The 16,704-nt window shown below is 57.4% G+C and carries 15 protein-coding genes and 1 pseudogene; 8 read left to right on the top strand and 8 right to left on the bottom strand.

Features of this window, described 5'->3' with window-relative positions; translation table 11 throughout:
* Nucleotides 1–697 precede the first annotated feature (697 nt).
* Entirely contained in the window at nt 698–2,392 is a 1,695-nt protein-coding gene (locus tag AC1DMK_RS20365) for a phosphoethanolamine transferase (RefSeq protein WP_477861582.1), read from the top strand.
* A 213-nt stretch (nt 2,393–2,605) separates the two neighbouring features.
* Nucleotides 2,606–3,160 (top strand): dual specificity protein phosphatase family protein, encoded by a 555-nt coding sequence (locus AC1DMK_RS20360; RefSeq protein WP_477861580.1) that lies wholly within the window; start codon nt 2,606–2,608, stop codon nt 3,158–3,160.
* Between the two features lie 136 nt (nt 3,161–3,296).
* On the opposite strand, the gene AC1DMK_RS20355 is transcribed toward AC1DMK_RS20360, so the two are convergent.
* The 4 genes and pseudogenes from AC1DMK_RS20355 to AC1DMK_RS20340 form a co-directional block, all read right to left on the bottom strand.
* Nucleotides 3,297–4,448, bottom strand: coding sequence for a phosphatase PAP2 family protein (locus AC1DMK_RS20355; protein ID WP_477861578.1), 1,152 nt, complete (start codon nt 4,446–4,448; stop codon nt 3,297–3,299).
* A 405-nt stretch (nt 4,449–4,853) separates the two neighbouring features.
* Nucleotides 4,854–5,216: pseudogene (locus tag AC1DMK_RS20350) on the bottom strand (DedA family protein); the annotation flags it as partial.
* 125 nt (nt 5,217–5,341) lie between these two features.
* Nucleotides 5,342–5,893 carry a phosphatase PAP2 family protein gene (locus AC1DMK_RS20345; protein ID WP_477861457.1) on the bottom strand — a complete coding sequence of 184 codons (552 nt, stop codon included), beginning with the start codon at nt 5,891–5,893 and terminating at the stop codon, nt 5,342–5,344.
* 227 nt (nt 5,894–6,120) lie between these two features.
* Nucleotides 6,121–6,402 (bottom strand): hypothetical protein, encoded by a 282-nt coding sequence (locus tag AC1DMK_RS20340; RefSeq protein ID WP_477861455.1) that lies wholly within the window; start codon nt 6,400–6,402, stop codon nt 6,121–6,123.
* A gap of 475 nt (nt 6,403–6,877) precedes the next feature.
* On the opposite strand from AC1DMK_RS20340, the gene AC1DMK_RS20335 reads away from it, so the two are divergent.
* A complete protein-coding gene (locus tag AC1DMK_RS20335; RefSeq protein WP_477861454.1) occupies nt 6,878–7,261 on the top strand; it encodes a response regulator in 384 nt (127 codons plus the stop codon).
* Nucleotides 7,262–7,361: 100 nt separating this feature from the next.
* Here AC1DMK_RS20335 and AC1DMK_RS20330 read toward each other — a convergent pair whose 3' ends face one another.
* Entirely contained in the window at nt 7,362–8,072 is a 711-nt protein-coding gene (locus AC1DMK_RS20330) for an acid phosphatase (RefSeq protein ID WP_477861452.1), read from the bottom strand.
* 176 nt (nt 8,073–8,248) lie between these two features.
* Here AC1DMK_RS20330 and AC1DMK_RS20325 point away from each other — a divergent pair, with 176 nt between their 5' ends.
* Together AC1DMK_RS20325 and AC1DMK_RS20320 are read left to right on the top strand one after the other, a co-directional pair.
* Nucleotides 8,249–8,917 (top strand): response regulator, encoded by a 669-nt coding sequence (locus AC1DMK_RS20325; protein ID WP_477861576.1) that lies wholly within the window; start codon nt 8,249–8,251, stop codon nt 8,915–8,917.
* Nucleotides 8,907–10,322 (top strand): sensor histidine kinase, encoded by a 1,416-nt coding sequence (locus AC1DMK_RS20320; protein ID WP_477861450.1) that lies wholly within the window; start codon nt 8,907–8,909, stop codon nt 10,320–10,322. Before AC1DMK_RS20325 ends, AC1DMK_RS20320 begins: the two co-directional genes overlap by 11 nt.
* 87 nt (nt 10,323–10,409) lie before the next feature.
* Here the strand turns inward: AC1DMK_RS20320 and AC1DMK_RS20315 are convergent, their stop codons facing one another.
* The 3 genes from AC1DMK_RS20315 to AC1DMK_RS20305 all read right to left on the bottom strand — a co-directional run bounded on the left by AC1DMK_RS20315 (nt 10,410) and on the right by AC1DMK_RS20305 (nt 13,222).
* Complete coding sequence (locus AC1DMK_RS20315; RefSeq protein WP_477861448.1) at nt 10,410–11,285, bottom strand: ABC transporter permease; 876 nt, start codon at nt 11,283–11,285, stop codon at nt 10,410–10,412.
* An 11-nt stretch (nt 11,286–11,296) separates the two neighbouring features.
* On the bottom strand, nt 11,297–12,115 hold the full coding sequence (locus tag AC1DMK_RS20310; protein WP_477861446.1) for an ABC transporter ATP-binding protein: 819 nt from the start codon (nt 12,113–12,115) through the stop codon (nt 11,297–11,299).
* A 93-nt stretch (nt 12,116–12,208) separates the two neighbouring features.
* Nucleotides 12,209–13,222: an ABC transporter substrate-binding protein gene (locus AC1DMK_RS20305; RefSeq protein WP_477861444.1), complete on the bottom strand. Its 1,014-nt coding sequence runs from the start codon at nt 13,220–13,222 to the stop codon at nt 12,209–12,211.
* Nucleotides 13,223–13,897: 675 nt separating this feature from the next.
* On the opposite strand from AC1DMK_RS20305, the gene AC1DMK_RS20300 reads away from it, so the two are divergent.
* The 3 genes from AC1DMK_RS20300 to AC1DMK_RS20290 all read left to right on the top strand — a co-directional run bounded on the left by AC1DMK_RS20300 (nt 13,898) and on the right by AC1DMK_RS20290 (nt 16,699).
* Nucleotides 13,898–14,560 carry a response regulator transcription factor gene (locus tag AC1DMK_RS20300; protein WP_477861442.1) on the top strand — a complete coding sequence of 221 codons (663 nt, stop codon included), beginning with the start codon at nt 13,898–13,900 and terminating at the stop codon, nt 14,558–14,560.
* Nucleotides 14,557–15,924, top strand: coding sequence for a sensor histidine kinase (locus AC1DMK_RS20295; protein WP_477861440.1), 1,368 nt, complete (start codon nt 14,557–14,559; stop codon nt 15,922–15,924). Before AC1DMK_RS20300 ends, AC1DMK_RS20295 begins: the two co-directional genes overlap by 4 nt.
* Before the next feature lie 91 nt (nt 15,925–16,015).
* Nucleotides 16,016–16,699 carry an MtnX-like HAD-IB family phosphatase gene (locus AC1DMK_RS20290; RefSeq protein ID WP_477861438.1) on the top strand — a complete coding sequence of 228 codons (684 nt, stop codon included), beginning with the start codon at nt 16,016–16,018 and terminating at the stop codon, nt 16,697–16,699.
* Nucleotides 16,700–16,704: the final 5 nt, after the last annotated feature.

Here is a 16,704-nt window from a genome sequence, read left to right as displayed (position 1 = left end):
CATGATTTAAGGCCTCTGATGCCAAGCACAGCGGCTTTGAGCGTGACAACAGGCTTGGCCAAGGTAGCTGCAAGATGAAATGTGTAAATTCAATACATCTTGTTAAGCGCCCCCACCAACACGCCACGTTGGATGAACTCGCCGGAAACCGATTCCCTCACGCGCTTACTGCTTGAAACCGCACCGGCGACCGCGATAGTCGCTTAGCACGTCGGCCGCCTCATGGGCGATCGCCAGCGTTTCAAGCCATCTGGCAAGTTTCTCTGGGATTTCTTCTTCGCCGGATTCCCACGCATCAACCAGTGCCAGATCGCATTGCAGCAGGTTCGCCAGATTTTGCCGAAACCGAGCTCCTCGTCAAGTTTCCGCTTCAACTGGCATCTGCCTGCTACTGGCCCGAGAATGTCGAGGGAGGCGGGATGCGCCCGTAGGCGAGCGCCAGATTTCTGTTCGCCATGACCACTTGGCGAACCCTCACTTTTCATCGGTGTATGCCATGACCTCGGTGGGTTAGCGGCATTCAGCCTCAAAGGTTTGAATTGCGAAACCGTCACGTGATGCCGAATAGCAACACCGGTTTCAGGCTGATGTCAGAAAAGCAGGTCATCCGGTGGCCATTGGTGGGAGGCAAGTCTCAGATTCTGGGGCCTTCCGCGTTGGCTGTTGCGGAGACATTGAGTTGAACGAGATCACATCCATGCGTAGGGCGAAGGTTTTCCGACCTGAAATTGGAAGCGTTATGCTCTGTCTGCTGACGACGATCTATCTGCTGATTGCCACAAACAGGACCTTCTGGTCGAAGGCCTTTGGGTATTTTACGGCCGATCACTTCGCCTTCGCTCTTTTCGTTCTTGGCATCGCCGCGGCCAGCATGGCTGTGGTCACCGCAATTTCTGCGAAGTACGTAACCAAGCCATTTCTGATCTTCTTCGTCGTTGCCGCTTCAGCGGCATCCTGGTTCACCGATGAATTCGGCGTGATCGTGGACAAGGAAATGATCCGAAACGCTACGGTGTCGACTGGCGCAGAAGCGGGACACCTGATCACCGCGAGATTTGCTCTGCACCTGTTGCTTACCGGCGTTGTACCATCGCTCATCATCCTTTGGGTTCGGGTCCGGCATCGCCCGTTTCTCCAAAAGTTTGCTTACAACACAGCCGTTATTCTGGCGTGTGTCGCGATTTTTGCGGTGGTGGGCCTCGGAGACTATCGAACATTCGCGGGTGTAGGGCGCGCGCACAAAGACATATTGGATACTCTCAACCCGTTCTCGCCCATCACCAGCGCGGTGAAGTTCGCCGTGTCATCAGGACGCGATGCAAACGTGGTCGCGCAACCTCTGGGAACCGACGCTCACCTTGTAAGCCGCAGTGGAACGAGCAAGCCTCGCGTGACGATTATCGTGGCTGGGGAAACAGCGCGGGCGGAAGATTTTGCACTCGGCGGATACAAACGGGACACGAATCCAGAGTTGGCGAGGCAGGGTGTGGTCTACTTCTCGAATACCAGCAGCTGCGGCACCGCCACCGCTGTATCCCTGCCATGTCTATTCTCGGTGTACCCGAGGACGGACTATACTCATCGGAAAGGTTTGGAAACGCAAAACCTCCTTGACGTGCTCGGTCATGCGAAAGTGAATGTTTCCTGGCTAGACAACGATACGGGCAGCTACAATGTCACCGAGCGGGTTCCTTACGAGTATCTCCCAGATACTGCAGACAAGCGCTTTTGCAAGGATGGTGAATGTCTGGATGCGATCCTCCTGGACAAGGTCGATGGATGGCTGGATCAGGTCAAGGGCGACAGTGTGCTTGTCCTGCATCAGCTCGGTAGCCACGGCCCCGCTTACTTCGCACGATATCCCGAAGAGTTTCGTCGTTTCCAACCGGATTGCCGCGCGAACGATTTCGGAAGCTGCTCCCCAGAAGAAATACGAAATGCCTACGACAATACGATACTTTATACCGACCATGTCGTTTCCACGGTGATTGACAAGCTGAAACGACGTTCTGACCGGTTGGCTGCATCCGTCGTCTATCTCTCCGATCACGGAGAGTCTTTGGGGGAGAATGGCATCTACTTGCACGGTGCACCGTATTTCATCGCTCCGCCGCAACAGACACATGTGCCTTTTTTGGTCTGGTTGTCACAGGATTTGCAGACGTCGGCCGGCTACGACATGGGTTGTTTGGCAAAGAACGCGAACGGGGAGCGCTCGCACGACAATTTTTTCCATAGCGTCCTTGGGTTGATGGACGTCGCCACCAAAGTCTACCAGCCCGAGCTTGATGTCTTTTCGGGCTGCAGGAAAGGAAGTACGCACGTCGCCAGTGCTGACGCGAACTTGGGCTGGAGGGAAGGCACCGCCCCTTCCAATTTGCCTAGGCTATAGGCTAGATTGACTATGCCGAAGAGGGCCGCCGCGCCGCGCGACCTTCTCAGAGGCTTTTGGCCCTTGCACCGGTGGAGCCGCGACCTGTAGCCGTGTTGCCCCGCAGTCGAACGCTTCTCCTTTCAGGTTGCCGTCAGTCTTATCGTCCACATTCAATCAGTGCTTTGATTGTTGAGGGTCGCGGTGAAGAACTTCTGGAAGACGCGGAGGATTGTGTTTCGGGTGGTCGTGGCCGGAGTGCTGCTGACCGGCGCCCTTTTGGGCGGCTATATCGTCTATCTGCAGTTAAGCGGGAATTTTCACAGCGTAATCGCCGGGGAGCTTTATCGATCTGCGCAGTTGTCGCCTGCACAGTTCGAACGATATGTCCGGGCAGACGGCATCAAGACGATCATCAATCTGCGCGGCGAGAACGTGAACGCCAAATGGTACAATGCTGAGATTGCGGCCGCTCGCGAGCTAGGCGTCGAACACATCGACTTTGGAATGTCGTCAGGAACAGTCCTCGGACCCGAGCGCGCCGATCAGCTGATCGCGATCATGAGAGCTGCTCCAAAACCGATCCTCATCCATTGCCAAAGTGGTGCGGATCGCACCGGTCTGGTGTCGGCTATATACAGCCAGCAAATTGCAGGCATCAACGAGGATATTGCCGAGCGTCAGCTTTCCATTCGCTATGGCCATGTCGCCATCCCGCGTATTTCGTCCGTCTACGCGATGGATGTCAGTTGGGATCGTCTTGAAACGCACTTCGGTCTCAAGGGATAGCGCGCTGGATGCCGGACGCGACACAGCTCACGCTCTTGCCACCGAAAGGTCCTCCGTCCTCTCCTGAAGCCCCGATTTTCCCTTCAGGCTAGGCCTGGTCGCGTATCGGATGATCGTCGTCAATGCCGCCGTCTTGTCAGCGCTGGCTGCCGAGCAATACACGCCCGTCCCATTCAGCCGTCGGGGACGATGCCACTCGCTCCGCGCTGTGCATATTGCCCAGCATGGCCGCGAGCGCTTTCCGTGGACCATTGAAGTCACGTTCGGTTGAAATCCAGTTAATCAGAGACAGAGGCCGATATACCCGTTCCCGGGTTGCCGCACCGATCCAAACCGGCACGGGCTCGCTTCCAGGAAGCACCGTATTGGTTGACCAGACTCGCAAAACGAGCCTGGTGTTGTCGCTACCTTGTTCGCCGTATGGATGCACCAGTGTCAACTGTGGAAGCCGTCCGCTTGCAAGCGATGGAAGGACCGGAATACTGCCTGCGTCGGATGTTGTCGCAAGCAAGGCTATGGCAGCGGATGTCGTCCAGCCGGTAGAGGTGGACGGTTGCCAACCACTCTCTTGCAGAGCGGACGCCAGGCTTTCCAGACTGCCCGCCCATTGAAAGTTCAAGGGTTCCTCAGCCTCCCCCAAGAGACTTATCCTCCTGTTAGGAAGATTTCGAAAACCGATGTTCCACCAATCAGCCATCGCCACTGTTTTTTTCGGGACCTTCGATGCGTATCGCTCGACGTCTGCAGAGTGACTTTCATAGATGTTGCTGCCCCCGGCGATGGCAACTGCAAGGAGTGTGACAACCGACAGTGCGCCCGTTCGTAAGCCGTTGAACGGTCGTTGGAGATAGAACAGTCCGAGAAGTGCTAGCCACGCGAAGCCGAAAGCCGCTCCCGCGACGACGTCTGAAAACCAATGAGCCCCCAAGTAGATGCGAGAGAAAGCTATGAGGAGAACCAGCGATGCCGCGATGGCAGTGACGATAATTCTCCAGGCCGGTCGTAGCTCGCGAGCGATCAAAAATGCAAGAAATCCATAGACCACCATGTTGGTCGTGCTGTGACCGCTCGGGAATGAGAATGCACTCCAGCCGGAGTAAAGGAGGTCATCAGGTCTTGCCCTGTGAAGAGACACTTTGACGACTGTATTGAGCGCTGATCCGCCGGCGACAGCGAGCAGCCAGAAACCAGCTGTTCTCCAAGCCCCGTTCCAGACAAGCCACACGAGGACAACCGACGTCACGACTACGACAACCCGGGTGTCGCCGAGTTCGGTGATTCCGATCATGACGGCGTCACCGACAGGCGTCCTGAGATTCTGTAGGGCTTGGAAAATTGCGTAGTCCCTCAGAACGAGGCGATCGTTCGTTATGACGTCTTCTAGGATCGCCACAAACAACCAGAGTGCGCCGCTAAACAGGACAGAGACAACGGCGAGTATCAGCGCATGGGAGTGRCCAGGATCGAGTAGGCGGGCGACCGCCCTCCCTAGCCAGGTCTGTCGCCGGGATGCCCACAGTCGCAATCGTTCCAGTCTAGGGCCTGGCCGTGAAACGCCATATCGCACGACAAACTGTGTCAGACGAAGTATCAGCCAGCCGAGCACGACGAGGACCACAACCAATATAGCGAGCGGCTTTACTGATGTTCCCAGCATACCGAATGTGGCTCCAACGAGAACTCCGGGGACGATATGAGACGGAGCCCATACCAACGCAGACAGGACGTTGACTGTATAGAACCTCACAACCGGCATGGCCAGCATCCCGGCGATCAGTGGGACGAACGCACGGACTCCGGGTGCGAAGCGTGCAAGAAAGACGCTTTTGTCGCCATGTCGCCGAAAGAAAACCTCGCTGCGTCCGACAAATGTGGGGTATCTGTTGATGGGCCAAAGCGACAGGATCTGGCTGTGGTAACGGCGGCCAAGCCAGAAGGCGACGCCATCGCCGACGATAGCGCCTGATACAGCAGCACCGAGCAAAGGCCAAAACCCGAGGACGCCGCTGGGCACCAATGCACTAATGGCGACGATAATTGCGGTCCCGGGAACCACTGCGCCGACCACCGGAATGGACTCGCTCAGTGCCAGCAAAAGCACCGCGATGTATGTGGCGTGAGGCTGGGCGCCAAGGATATTGAGGGCTGATGTGACGATTGACACGGCCAATGTACAGTCCCCTAGAGGATGCTGGTGATAATCCGGTCTGCGCGTGAACCTTCCCGGTAGACGGCACACACAACAAGAGCTGCGATGATCCCAACCAAGGCCCCGCCCGCGGCGTCGCTGACGAAGTGAGTGCCCACATAGACGCGGGAAACAGATATCAAGATGGCGATGGCGAGGAAGGCCAGCCCGGCGAACCGCGAGCCGTGGAGCAGAAATGCTGCTGCGATCGCAAATGCTGCCGTCGAATGGTCCGAGGGAAACGAGAAGTCCGCGGTACGATTGATCAAGAGGCGCGTCACACCGGTTTCATAGGGGCGGGCGCGCTGAATGAATAGAAGAATGACCTGGTTCATCCCTAAACCCAACAGAAACGAAAAACCCGCGGTCACGACGATATGTCGATTGCTCGATCTATCTGCCTTACGCCACCACTGGAGAGCGACCCAAAGTACCATCAACGGGACGCCGAATATTGTCAGCGAAAGCATGACCAGATCACCAATGGCGCTTTGGCCAGCCAGTCCGTTGATTGCGTGGGTTGAAGCGGCGTCAACTTCATACATTCTTGGGCTCCTCTTGTGCTGTTGAGAGCTGTTCTGGACCGTCTCTCGTTGGTCTGTCGGACGGCGTTCACCGCTATCGGCGTTCCAGAGGATTCTTCAGCAGGCTTGCTGTTGCATCACCGGCGCCGCCAAGAACGACCTGCGGGGCTAGCGATCACGGGAAGCTGACAGGGACCTGAATGTCAGCGCCCTCCTAAACGGCGGTTCAGAGCCGAGACGGCCCTGCCTCATGGAGTTGCCTTGTCTCTCAATCCTATAAATGTCTTGGCCTCGACGAGGAGCTTGTCTGCGCGAACATCGTCCTCATTGTTGCCCTCCTCGACCGCGTTAGCCACGAGTGCAATGACCCTGTGTGCGTAAGTATCAGTAAGCTCTGCAGAGAACTGAGCGGCACGCGCATGCCGCAATAACTGTTCACACGGAATTGACGCCCGCGCCGGGATCGACACGATGATGAAGCCCATCGCCACGATCACATACAAAATTGCGGCGGCGACTATGGTCCTCATCGTCAGCTCCTCTCGCCAGGAAAGATAGGCGGCGAATTCGCAGAGTCGCGGAAGGCTTCACTCTAGTCGGGCCCATATACTCCCACTCTTCGGAAAGCATACGTTTTCGTAAGGTTCGGGTTGCGATGTAGAAGTTGCGCTCAACCGTTCACCCCTGCAAGCACTATGGGCTCGATGAATCCACCTACACGACGCGCAAGCGGCTCGCGATGTCGTTAACGGTGCGGGCCAAGCGAACGAGCGTCTGCCATCCCACCTAAAGGTCCGTGTCGGAAAACGGTTAACCCCAGCGTTGTCCGGATCGAGATCATTCTTCTCCCCGCGAAGCGGGAAGGCGGCTTTCGCGGTTGCGGGATCAAGACATGCCACCTTTTGCGCTGCTTTTCAGGTAGCTGTCAGTCCAGGCAGCCATAAAAGGCTCGTATGTTTGGCAGCTTGCTCCATCACACCGCGGCGATGCGAAAGGGCGAACTTCATGAATGTCTTGTTGGTCGAAGATAATGTCGTGCTTGGAGACGCTGTTCGCGACCATGTCTGCGCAAAGGGTCATTCTGTCGAGTGGTGCTTGACACTTGCGGACGCAACGGTAGCAGCAGACGCTGGTCACCACGGCGTCGTCTTGCTCGACCTGCGCCTGCCTGATGGAAACGGACTATCGCTTCTCCAGCGGCTGCGCACCAACCGAAATGCCGTGCCAGTCATTATTCTGACGGCACACGATCAGGTTTCCGATCAGATCGGAGCTCTTTCGTGCGGTGCAACCGACTACCTCATCAAGCCATTTAGCTTGTCGGAGCTGGATCGGCGTATTTGCGCAGCCACCGACCAAGCTATCCCTGTTGCGCGAGCAGAGGCTTAGTCACTTCGGGTCACCCGTCGTCAGGTGATGACATCTGGGTGGCGGCCGGAGAACAAACCGCCCGGCCAAACCGGGCGTTTCGCTCGACCACAATAGTAGTTTAAAGGCCGAGTACGCCCCTGAGTTCTGTGCGGGCGGCTTCGTACTCTGCTTTGTAATCGTCATGCGTCGTGATGGCTTGCGCGATGAGCATCCCCGAAATCCGACCGGCTTCGATATCGCTGGCATAGTGAATGCCGCCGACGATCCGGTTGCGGCCGTATTCCCAAGCACGAGCCATAATCACATCCCGCTTTTCTGGAAGCATGTTGGCGAGAACGACCCCCATTAGGGTTCCGACCGTTGTGTGGCCAGACGGATATGCACCCGACTTGGAAAGAGGGACGATTGGTTTGACCAGGTCGGGATAGAGGAGATGCGGGCGAGGGCGCTTCCACGTATCTTTCGCTGGATCGACGACAGCAGCTTCTGTTTCAACGATGCGATCGAAAAATGCTGAGAACTTCGGCAAACTCTCCTTCGAAAATTTGTCGTTGTTTACCACGTCTGAAAAACGCCAGATGGTTTCGTCGGCGTCGGCGACTGCACGCGCTGCCATTTCGGGTGTGCGCGTGACCTGGAGCGTGAGTATTTCGCCGACCTCCGCTTTCGTCTGTGCGGAGTCATTGGCCGGAGGTGGAGGGAGCAGGCTTACGAGGCTGACTTCCTTGTCGTCGGTAAAGGGCTTCGCCTTGTCTTCGGCCCAGAGCGGCAAAGCGAATGTGACCGAAGCGACTACGCCGATAGCTATGAATTTCGATAGGCTGCGCATGAGCAACTCCTGTGAGGGCAAGTAGTCGCGTTCCCCTAGCGGACGTTTGTATGCGTATGATGACAGGAAATCGGTTGCAATCGGAGATGCGGAGGGAGCGAACGTGAAAAACGAGGATAGAGCCCACGTGACCCATCTTGTTGCTGCATTCCGGAAATTCGTTGTATCATGAGACCATGAGGGTTCTGGTCGTTGAAGACAATCATGCATTGGCGTCCTGGCTTGGCATAGCGTTGCGCCAGGCCAATTACACCGTCGACATCGCCCATAACGGCGAGGATGCCGATCACCTCCTGGCCGTTGCTGAATACGCAATTGTTGTGCTTGATCTGTCACTGCCGAAATTGGACGGGATGTCTCTGTTGAAACGCCTTCGGCGGGCTGGAAACAAGGTGCCAGTCATCATCTTAACCGCCAACGCGAGCCTCGAAGGCAGGGTTGCCGGACTAGACAGCGGTGCGGACGATTATCTTGCGAAACCCTTCGAGATCGCGGAACTGGAGGCACGTATCCGGGCGCTGGTTCGCCGAGGGCATGATCGCGCGGCGCCCGAAATTCTGGTCGGCGACCTGCTCTTCAACGGCGCCAGGCGGCAATTCAGTATTGGCGCCAATACCCTTACGCTGACCCCGCGCGAGCACGCGGTGCTTGAACATCTCATCATGCGCGTCGGGACAACGGTCACCAAGGCGGCGCTCTCTGACAGCGTTTTTGGCATAGACGACGTGGCCGATCCCAGCGCAATCGAAATCTACATTCATAGGGTGCGCAAGAAGCTTGAAGGCAGTTCTGCGCAGATCGCGACGCTACGCGGCCTCGGATATATGTTGCGCCATGGTACGTAAGGCGTCCGGCGCGTCTGTGCGCTCCCCGTGGACCACGCTCCTCCAACTGAGCGCCAGCATGCGCATCCAGCTTTTGACATGGGTGTCCCTAACCCTGATTAGCGCGATCTGCATCAATCTTTACCTGAGTTTCCTCACAGCCAACGCGACGTCGGACTTGATTGTCGATCGTACGTTGATGGCGTCAGCCCGCGTAATCGCGGAGGACGTCACGGTCGATGCCGGTGGCATGGTCCAGGTCGATATCCCGCCAGCCGCGCTGGAAATGTTCGATACCGGCTATCAGGATCGCGTCTATTATCAGGTGATGACGGCATGGGGAAATCTCGTTGCCGGGTTTCCCGACATGCCCGTGCCAAGAGCGCCGGGAGTGGGTGAAGACGCGATTTTCCGCCGTGATCCTGTCCGCATCATGACGCTTTTTCATCCGTTGGTGGGCCTGCACAACCCGGGCGATATTTCGGTGACGGTTGCCGTTACTCAGCACGGCCAGATCGCGCTGAGGGACCAGCTGTGGCTTTCGGATTTCAAGAAGCAGCTCGTGCTATTGCTGCTGGCCGGCCTGGTGACGATTTTCGGTCTGCAGCGCGGACTGGCCCCTGTCCTCAGACTGCGCGACGCGGTCGTCGAGCGCGGCCGAGATCGCCGGGATCCGGTGTCGCCGGAGATGGTGCAGACAGAGTTGCGGCCGCTCGTCCACGCGCTCAATGATCATATGGAGCTAGTCGAGAACCAGATTGCAGCCCAAAGGCGCTTCGTCTCGAATGCTGCGCATCAATTGCGCACACCTCTCGCGTTGATTGCTACGCAGGCGAGCGTCGCCGCACGGGAGCCGGACCCGGAACGGCGCGACGATGCTCTGCGGGGCTTGCGCAACAGCGTGCGGCAGATGACGCGGCTGGCAAGCCAGCTCCTCACGCTGTCGCGGGCCGAGCCGGGCAGCCGAGCGCCCCGGAGCGACAGGGTCGACATAGGGGCCACCGTGCGTCAGGTTCTCGAAAATCTCGCTGAGGACGCCCTCAGACGCGGGCTCGACCTCGGCCTGGAGGCAGATGAAGCGTCGATCCTTGTCGAAGGCGATGGTACAATGCTGCGCGAGATGGTGGTTAATCTCGTCGACAACGCCCTACACTACACCCCGAGAAACGGCACCGTGACTGTGCGTGTCTACAGCAGGGATACGCAGGCTATCCTGCAGGTCGAAGACAATGGGCCGGGCATTCCGAAGGAAGAGCGCGGGCCGGTTTTTGAACGTTTCTACCGTGTCATTGGCACACAGCAGGAAGGAAGCGGTCTCGGTCTTGCCATTGTCCGCGAGGTCGTCGAGGGTGCTGGCGGCCATATTCGCCTCGAGGATGCGCCAGGCGGCGGTCTGCTCGTAACCGTGGAACTCCCCTCCCTGTGAGGCGGCCTTTTTAGCCACCATATGGCAAAGAGCCGGCGCTTGTCGCACCGGCTTTTCAGGGAGGAAATTGGATCTAGCGATTGTTCGCTAATGGATGTCCATCTGCTGCTGAGGACGCCATTTCGCCAGCCGGTTTTCAATCTGGGTCATGATGAACTCTGCGACCAGGGTGACGATCATGACCAAGATGATGGCGGCATACATGCCGGCTGCGTCGAATGTGCCCTTCGCGATCGAGATTAACTGACCGATACCGAAGCGTGCGCCGACGAATTCACCGACAATCGCGCCGATAATGGCAAAGCCGAAGGACACGTGAAGGCTTGCAAAGATCCAGCTCATGGCCGAAGGAACGATGACGGCCCGGGTGACCTGCCAATCGGATGCACCCAGGATCCGCGCGTTGGCGATCATGTTACGGTCGGCTTCGCGGACACCCTGGAAGGCATTGGCGAAAACGACGAAGAACACCATGATGAAGGCAAGCGCCACCTTTGACGGGAGGCCCAGGCCCATGATCATTATGAAGATCGGAGCCAAGACGACACGCGGAATGGAGTTGATGGCCTTGATATAGACCGAGAAGACATCCGCGAGGAAACGGTTGCGGCCGAGGCTGACGCCGACGACCACGCCGGTGATCGAACCGGCGAAGAAGCCGATCAGAGCTTCTTCCATTGTGACCCAGAGGTTGTACCAGAGCGAGCCCTGGCTGGTGCCATTGACCGCCCAATCGGTAAGCCGGCGAATAATCTCGCTGGGGCTCGAATAGAAGAATGGGTCAATCCACATCAGATTGGACGAGATCTGCCAGAGTCCCAGAACCCCAACGAGAATGCCGATCTGGAGGAACCGCACCTGCAGCTTGCGCCGCTGAATTGATTGAATGGCGGCGGCCTCGATTTCGGCGTCAGACGTGCCGGCGCGAAAGACGGGGGCGGTCCCAGTGAGTGTGTTTGCCATGGTCATATTCCTCACGCCGCTTCGCTGGAACGGCGATAGCTGGTTTCGACCTCCTGGCGAAGGTCTTCCCAAATGGTTTTGCAATAATCGATGAAGGTAGGTTCGTAGCGGATTTCCGACACGATGCGCGGGCGCGGCAGATCGATCATATAAACCGACTTCACGGTCGCGGGGCCCGCTGTCAGGACGTAGACCTTGTCGGCAAGCGCTACGGCCTCTTCCAGATCGTGGGTAACGAACACGACGGATGCCTTGCGGTCTGCCCAGAGCTTCAGGAGCTCCTCGTGCATGACGGTGCGGGTCTGCACGTCCAGCGCTGAGAACGGCTCGTCCATGAGCAGGATCTCAGGTTCGTTGATGAAGGTCTGCGCGAGCGAAACGCGCTTACGCATGCCGCCAGAGAGCTGGTGCGGATAGTGGTGGAGAAATTTCGACAAGCCGACGCGCGCAAGCCAATTCTTGGCGCTTGCTTCCGCCTCATTGTGGGTTTTGCCGCGGAACAGCGGGCCAGCCATGACGTTGTCGATAACATTCTTCCAAGGGAAAAGTGCATCCGTCTGGAAGACGAAGCCTACACGCGGGTCGATGCCGTTGACAGGTCCGCCCATCAGCCGAACCTCACCTGCGCTTGGTCGCGCCAAACCGGTCACCAGATTGAGCGTGGTAGATTTGCCGCAGCCTGTCGGGCCAACCACGGCGACAAACTCGCCACACTCGACCGACATTGTAAAGTCACGAAGTGCCGTCAGCGACTTTCCGGTTGGAGATACAAAGCGTCTGCTGACATTGAGAAGCTCGATTGCGGGCCCCTGAACGGATGTGTTTGACATTGGGTTTTCCTGACGCATGAAACTTGGCTTGCACGCAAAGCCGGAACGATGACCGCTTTCGGCGATCGCGCCGAAAGCGGGGCGCATGAGAGCTTACTTGGCGCTCTTCACGAATTCGGTCGTGTAGGTCTTGGACAGATCGATCTGCTTGCCCTCCATGTTCTTGGAGAATGCAGACAGAACTGCAAGAACCGTCTTCGGGCCATCGGCCGGCATTACACCGTCAGCCGTGAACATGGCCTTGCCGGCATCTAGTGCCTTGACGTACCCGTCTTTGTCGCCGACGTAGAAGTCCTTCGGCATCTTGTCAGCGATTTCAGCGCCGGTATGCGTGTTGATGTAGTGCAGGGTTTTGACAAACGCGTTTGCCAGCTTCTGCGTTTCTTCCTTATGCGCGTCGGCCCAACTCGTCTCCATGTAGAGAGAGGCGGCCGGATAGGTGCCGCCGAGAGCCTTGCGCGAGCCTTCCACCGTCCGCATATCGACGAGAACGGTCGCTTCCTTGGTTTTGAGGAGACGCGAAACCGTGGGTTCCGTCGTCATGCCGACCTGGATGGCATCCTGCTGCATGGCGGCAATGAACGTTGCGCCCGCACCCACTGGAACAGAGGTTACGTCGCCGCTCTTAAGTCCTGCCTTGGACACCATGTACTGCGTCAGGAAGTTGGTCGATGAACCGAGGCCCGTGACGCCTGCGTTGTGACCCTTGAAATCGGCAACTGACTTGATGTCCGGATACTTAGTCGACACCAGTTCCACTTCCCCCGGAGCCTGACTGAATTGAACGATCGACTCGACGAACTTGCCCTTGGCCTGGAGATCAACACAATGGTCATAGAAGCCGACGACACCCTGTACAGCGCCCGCCAGGAGCTGGTTCTCGGCGTCAACACCGGCAGGTTCGTTCAGGAGCTCGACGTCAAGGCCTTCGTCCTTGAAATAGCCGAGGCCTTCGGCAAGCTTGGCCGGCAGATAGATCTGCTTTTCGAAGCCGCCGACCATGAGTGTAATCTTGTCGGCGGCATGCGCTGCGTTTGTGCCCAACGACGAGCCAATGACGATTGCCGACAGTGCGACGGAATGAATAAGAGTGCGTGATGAGCGCATGTAGGTCTCCTCCATAAATTCTGTGCATTGCTTACCATCGTCCCTATGACGATGGCTCCTCCACAATGCACAGTGAACCTAGCGCATCGAAGCTTTCAACTGGCTTTCAGTGCAGGATGACGGCAATCGGTTTTTCGCTTGGCTGGCGCGGCCGTTCATCGGATGAGCTCCCACTCTGTCATCCGTTGGCCTTCCCTTCCATCATCTCTGTTCGCACCAACGCTAGGAACACCGGCGATACCTTCCACGACGGTGGCCCGGTATTGGAGGCGGTTCCGATCGTCCTCGCCTGCGTCGGGGCAAGGATGCAAATCTCCACCTGCATTTCAGGTTCCTGTCAGCGTCCTGCGGCATAGAGCTAGCCTCTTTGGTTTTTGCTTGGAGACGCGCGCGTGCAAGCATTGAAGCGATGTCGGGTGCGGCCAACGAGCACGGAGTCGTCATGCTTGGTCTCCGTCGTGACGAGCGGTGCCGCCCATCCGGCGAGGATGTTGGTCTCGTCCGTCAATGGATCGCAGAGGTGACACACCATCTCTAATTTCGATCGGCCTTCGCGGTGTAGCTATACAGCGTCCAGACGGTGCTCATTCTCATTCTAAGCGATGTATACGGATTTCGGCCTTAATCGCGGCGAAACACTCTTGATCGAAGCTCAAAACCGAAGGGATGGTAGTTTTGCGAATTCTTCTGGTGGAGGATGACGATATTCTTGGTTCGTCGCTAAAGAGGGCTCTAGAGAGACACGCTTATGGAGTGGACTGGTTCCGCGATGCGGAGTCCGCGCTAGAAGCGCTGCTAGTCAACGACTTTGCGTCGGTCGTTCTGGATGTCAATCTTCCCAAGGCAAGTGGTTTCGACGTCGTGCGTTCGGTTCGGGGGCGAGGGGACAATGTACCGATTCTAATGCTGACCGCGCTCGACGGTGTGCGGGATCGCGTCAACGGCCTGGACCAAGGGGCGGATGACTATCTTATCAAGCCGTTCGACCTCGACGAGTTGCTTGCGCGGCTCCGGGCCCTGGTTCGGCGGCGTCAGGGTCGCAATGAAAACATCATTCGGTGCGCCGATGTCGAGATTGATCCTGCGGCGATGGTCGCCCGTCGAAATGGTATCCCGGTCCACATGCCGGCGAAGGAATTCCACCTTCTACGCCTGCTGATGGAGCGAAGCGGGCGGTACGTCACGAAGAGTGATATTGAGTATGCGCTCTATGATACGGACGTTTCCGTCGAGAGCAACACGATCGAGGTGACCGTCTACAATCTGCGAAAGAAGCTTGGCACTGAATTCATCCGGTCGATCCGCGGCGTAGGCTACATGGTCGAGCGCCAGCTGTGACACTCAGCCAACGTCTGTTCCTTCGCATTTTGCCGACTCTGATCATCACGATCGCTGTCGTTGGCTTCCTCGCTTACCGCAGCGCGACGAGAGAGATCGACAACATTTACGATGCTCAACTGATCAACGATGCGAACGTGTTGTGGTCGGTGCTGAAGCACCCATTGACACAATCCGCGTCCAAGCCTACGATCAAGGTCCCCGACCTCGACTTCAATATGGACAATCAGCTTGCGCTGAACGAGGACGCCGATGACTACGCCGACGCGCATTCGTTTCGCGCTTGGAAGGGCGACGCACTTGCCATCGACAGTAGCAACGCTTTTCCCACCGAGATTAAACGCCTGAAAGCGGGCTTCTCCGACATAACCTATAGGAACGAGCTCTGGCGGGTTTACTCTCTTCCGATCCCGGACACCAACATCACCGTCGAGGTTGCCGAAAAAATCGTTCTTCGTGCAGGTCTCGTCCAAAATATCCTTCTCAACCTCGCCTTTCCGCTACTCGTTMTCGTTCCGGTCATCGCCATAATCATCTGGTTTGCCATCAGTAACGGCCTCGTCAATATCCGCGAACTCGTGTCGCAGATACGTGCGCGCACGCCGGATGATCTGTCGATGCTCGCGACGAATGAACTGCCGCGCGATCTCGCACCGCTTGTTCATGCGCTCAACAACCTGCTGCGAAAGCTCGGCCGTTCCCTGACGATGGAACGACGGTTTTCCGATCTTGCCGCCCATCAACTGCGTACGCCCCAGGCGGGTATCAAACTGCTACTGCAGCTATTCGACCGCACTGATTCCGAAGAGGATCGTCGAGCTTTGCTCAAGGACCTGGTGGTCAGCAACGATCGCGCGATGCATCTGATCGAGCAACTGCTCAGACTTGCGCGCGTGAGCCACCAGCCGCTTCGGTTTGACCGGCTACCACTGCGTGAAGTCGCGGCTTCTGCGTTGGCGGATTTCGGGGTCGTACTGAACAGCCGCGGCTTTGAGGTCGAGCTTGCGGGCGCGCGGGATGCCGACGTTCTAACCGACCCCGCCCTTCTACGCGTCATGATCGACAATCTCCTCGACAATGCGATCAAATATTCCCCTGACGGGGGTAAGATCGAGGTACGCATCGAGCCCAGTGCCCGGGGTTGGCGGCTCTCCATCATGGATAGCGGCCCAGGCATCGCTCCGGATCAACACGATGCGGCCTTCCAGCGCTTCAATCGTCTCGACGCTGACATACGCGGCGGGGCKGGATTGGGACTGCCGATCGTCGCCGATATCAGCAACCGGCTTGAGATAGGAATCACGCTCGGAACTCCCGCCTGGGGCCGCGGCCTGAAGGTTGATTTGGATATACCTCCAGCCTGAAACTGCGAATTCAGTTTCACTTAATTTTCATCTCATGTTGCCTTCAGGTCGCCGCGCTAAATGCTTCGACACAGTGCAGAAGGAGCATGCGATGCAGGTGTTTTGCGATTTCGACGGGACCATATCGAAGGAGGACGTGACCGATCTCGTCCTCGATCGGTTTGCGGCTCCAGAGTGGCGCGAGATAGAGGACCAATGGACAGGCGGCAAGATCACATCCGCTCAGTGCATGCAGCGCCAAGTCCGATTGATTCAGGCGAAGCGCGAAGAGCTGGACGCATTCCTCGACACGATCGAGATTGATAGCGCATTCGCAGCCTTCAAAGCTTTTTGCGAGGCCATGGGGCTTCGCCTCACCATCGTCAGCGATGGTGTCGATCACTTCATCAAACGCGTTCTTGCCAAGCATGGTTTGGCCGACATCCCCGTCGTCGCAAACAGGCTGGTCATCAGCCCTGGCGCTAGCGGGCCAGGCTTCGATCTCGTCTTTCCCCTCAAGAGCGGTACCTGCAGCGCTGGCTCCGGTGTCTGCAAATGCGGTGTGGTGAGGCCGTGCGGCGACCACATTTATGTCGGGGACGGCCGCAGCGACTTCTGCGTGTCACACGACGTTACGCTGCTCTTCGCCAAGTCGAAACTTGCCGACTATTGCGACGCACACCGCGTCCCTTTCATTCCCTATGACACCTTCGCCGACATCCAGGCGTCCGTCACAGACATCCTTGCCAACCCTTCGTGGCAGACGTTCGCGCTGCCCGTAGCCAAATCAGCATAAAAAGA

The organism is Rhizobium sp. 05L419 (genome assembly GCF_056397845.1).
This window is presented reverse-complemented; position numbering and strand designations above follow the sequence as displayed.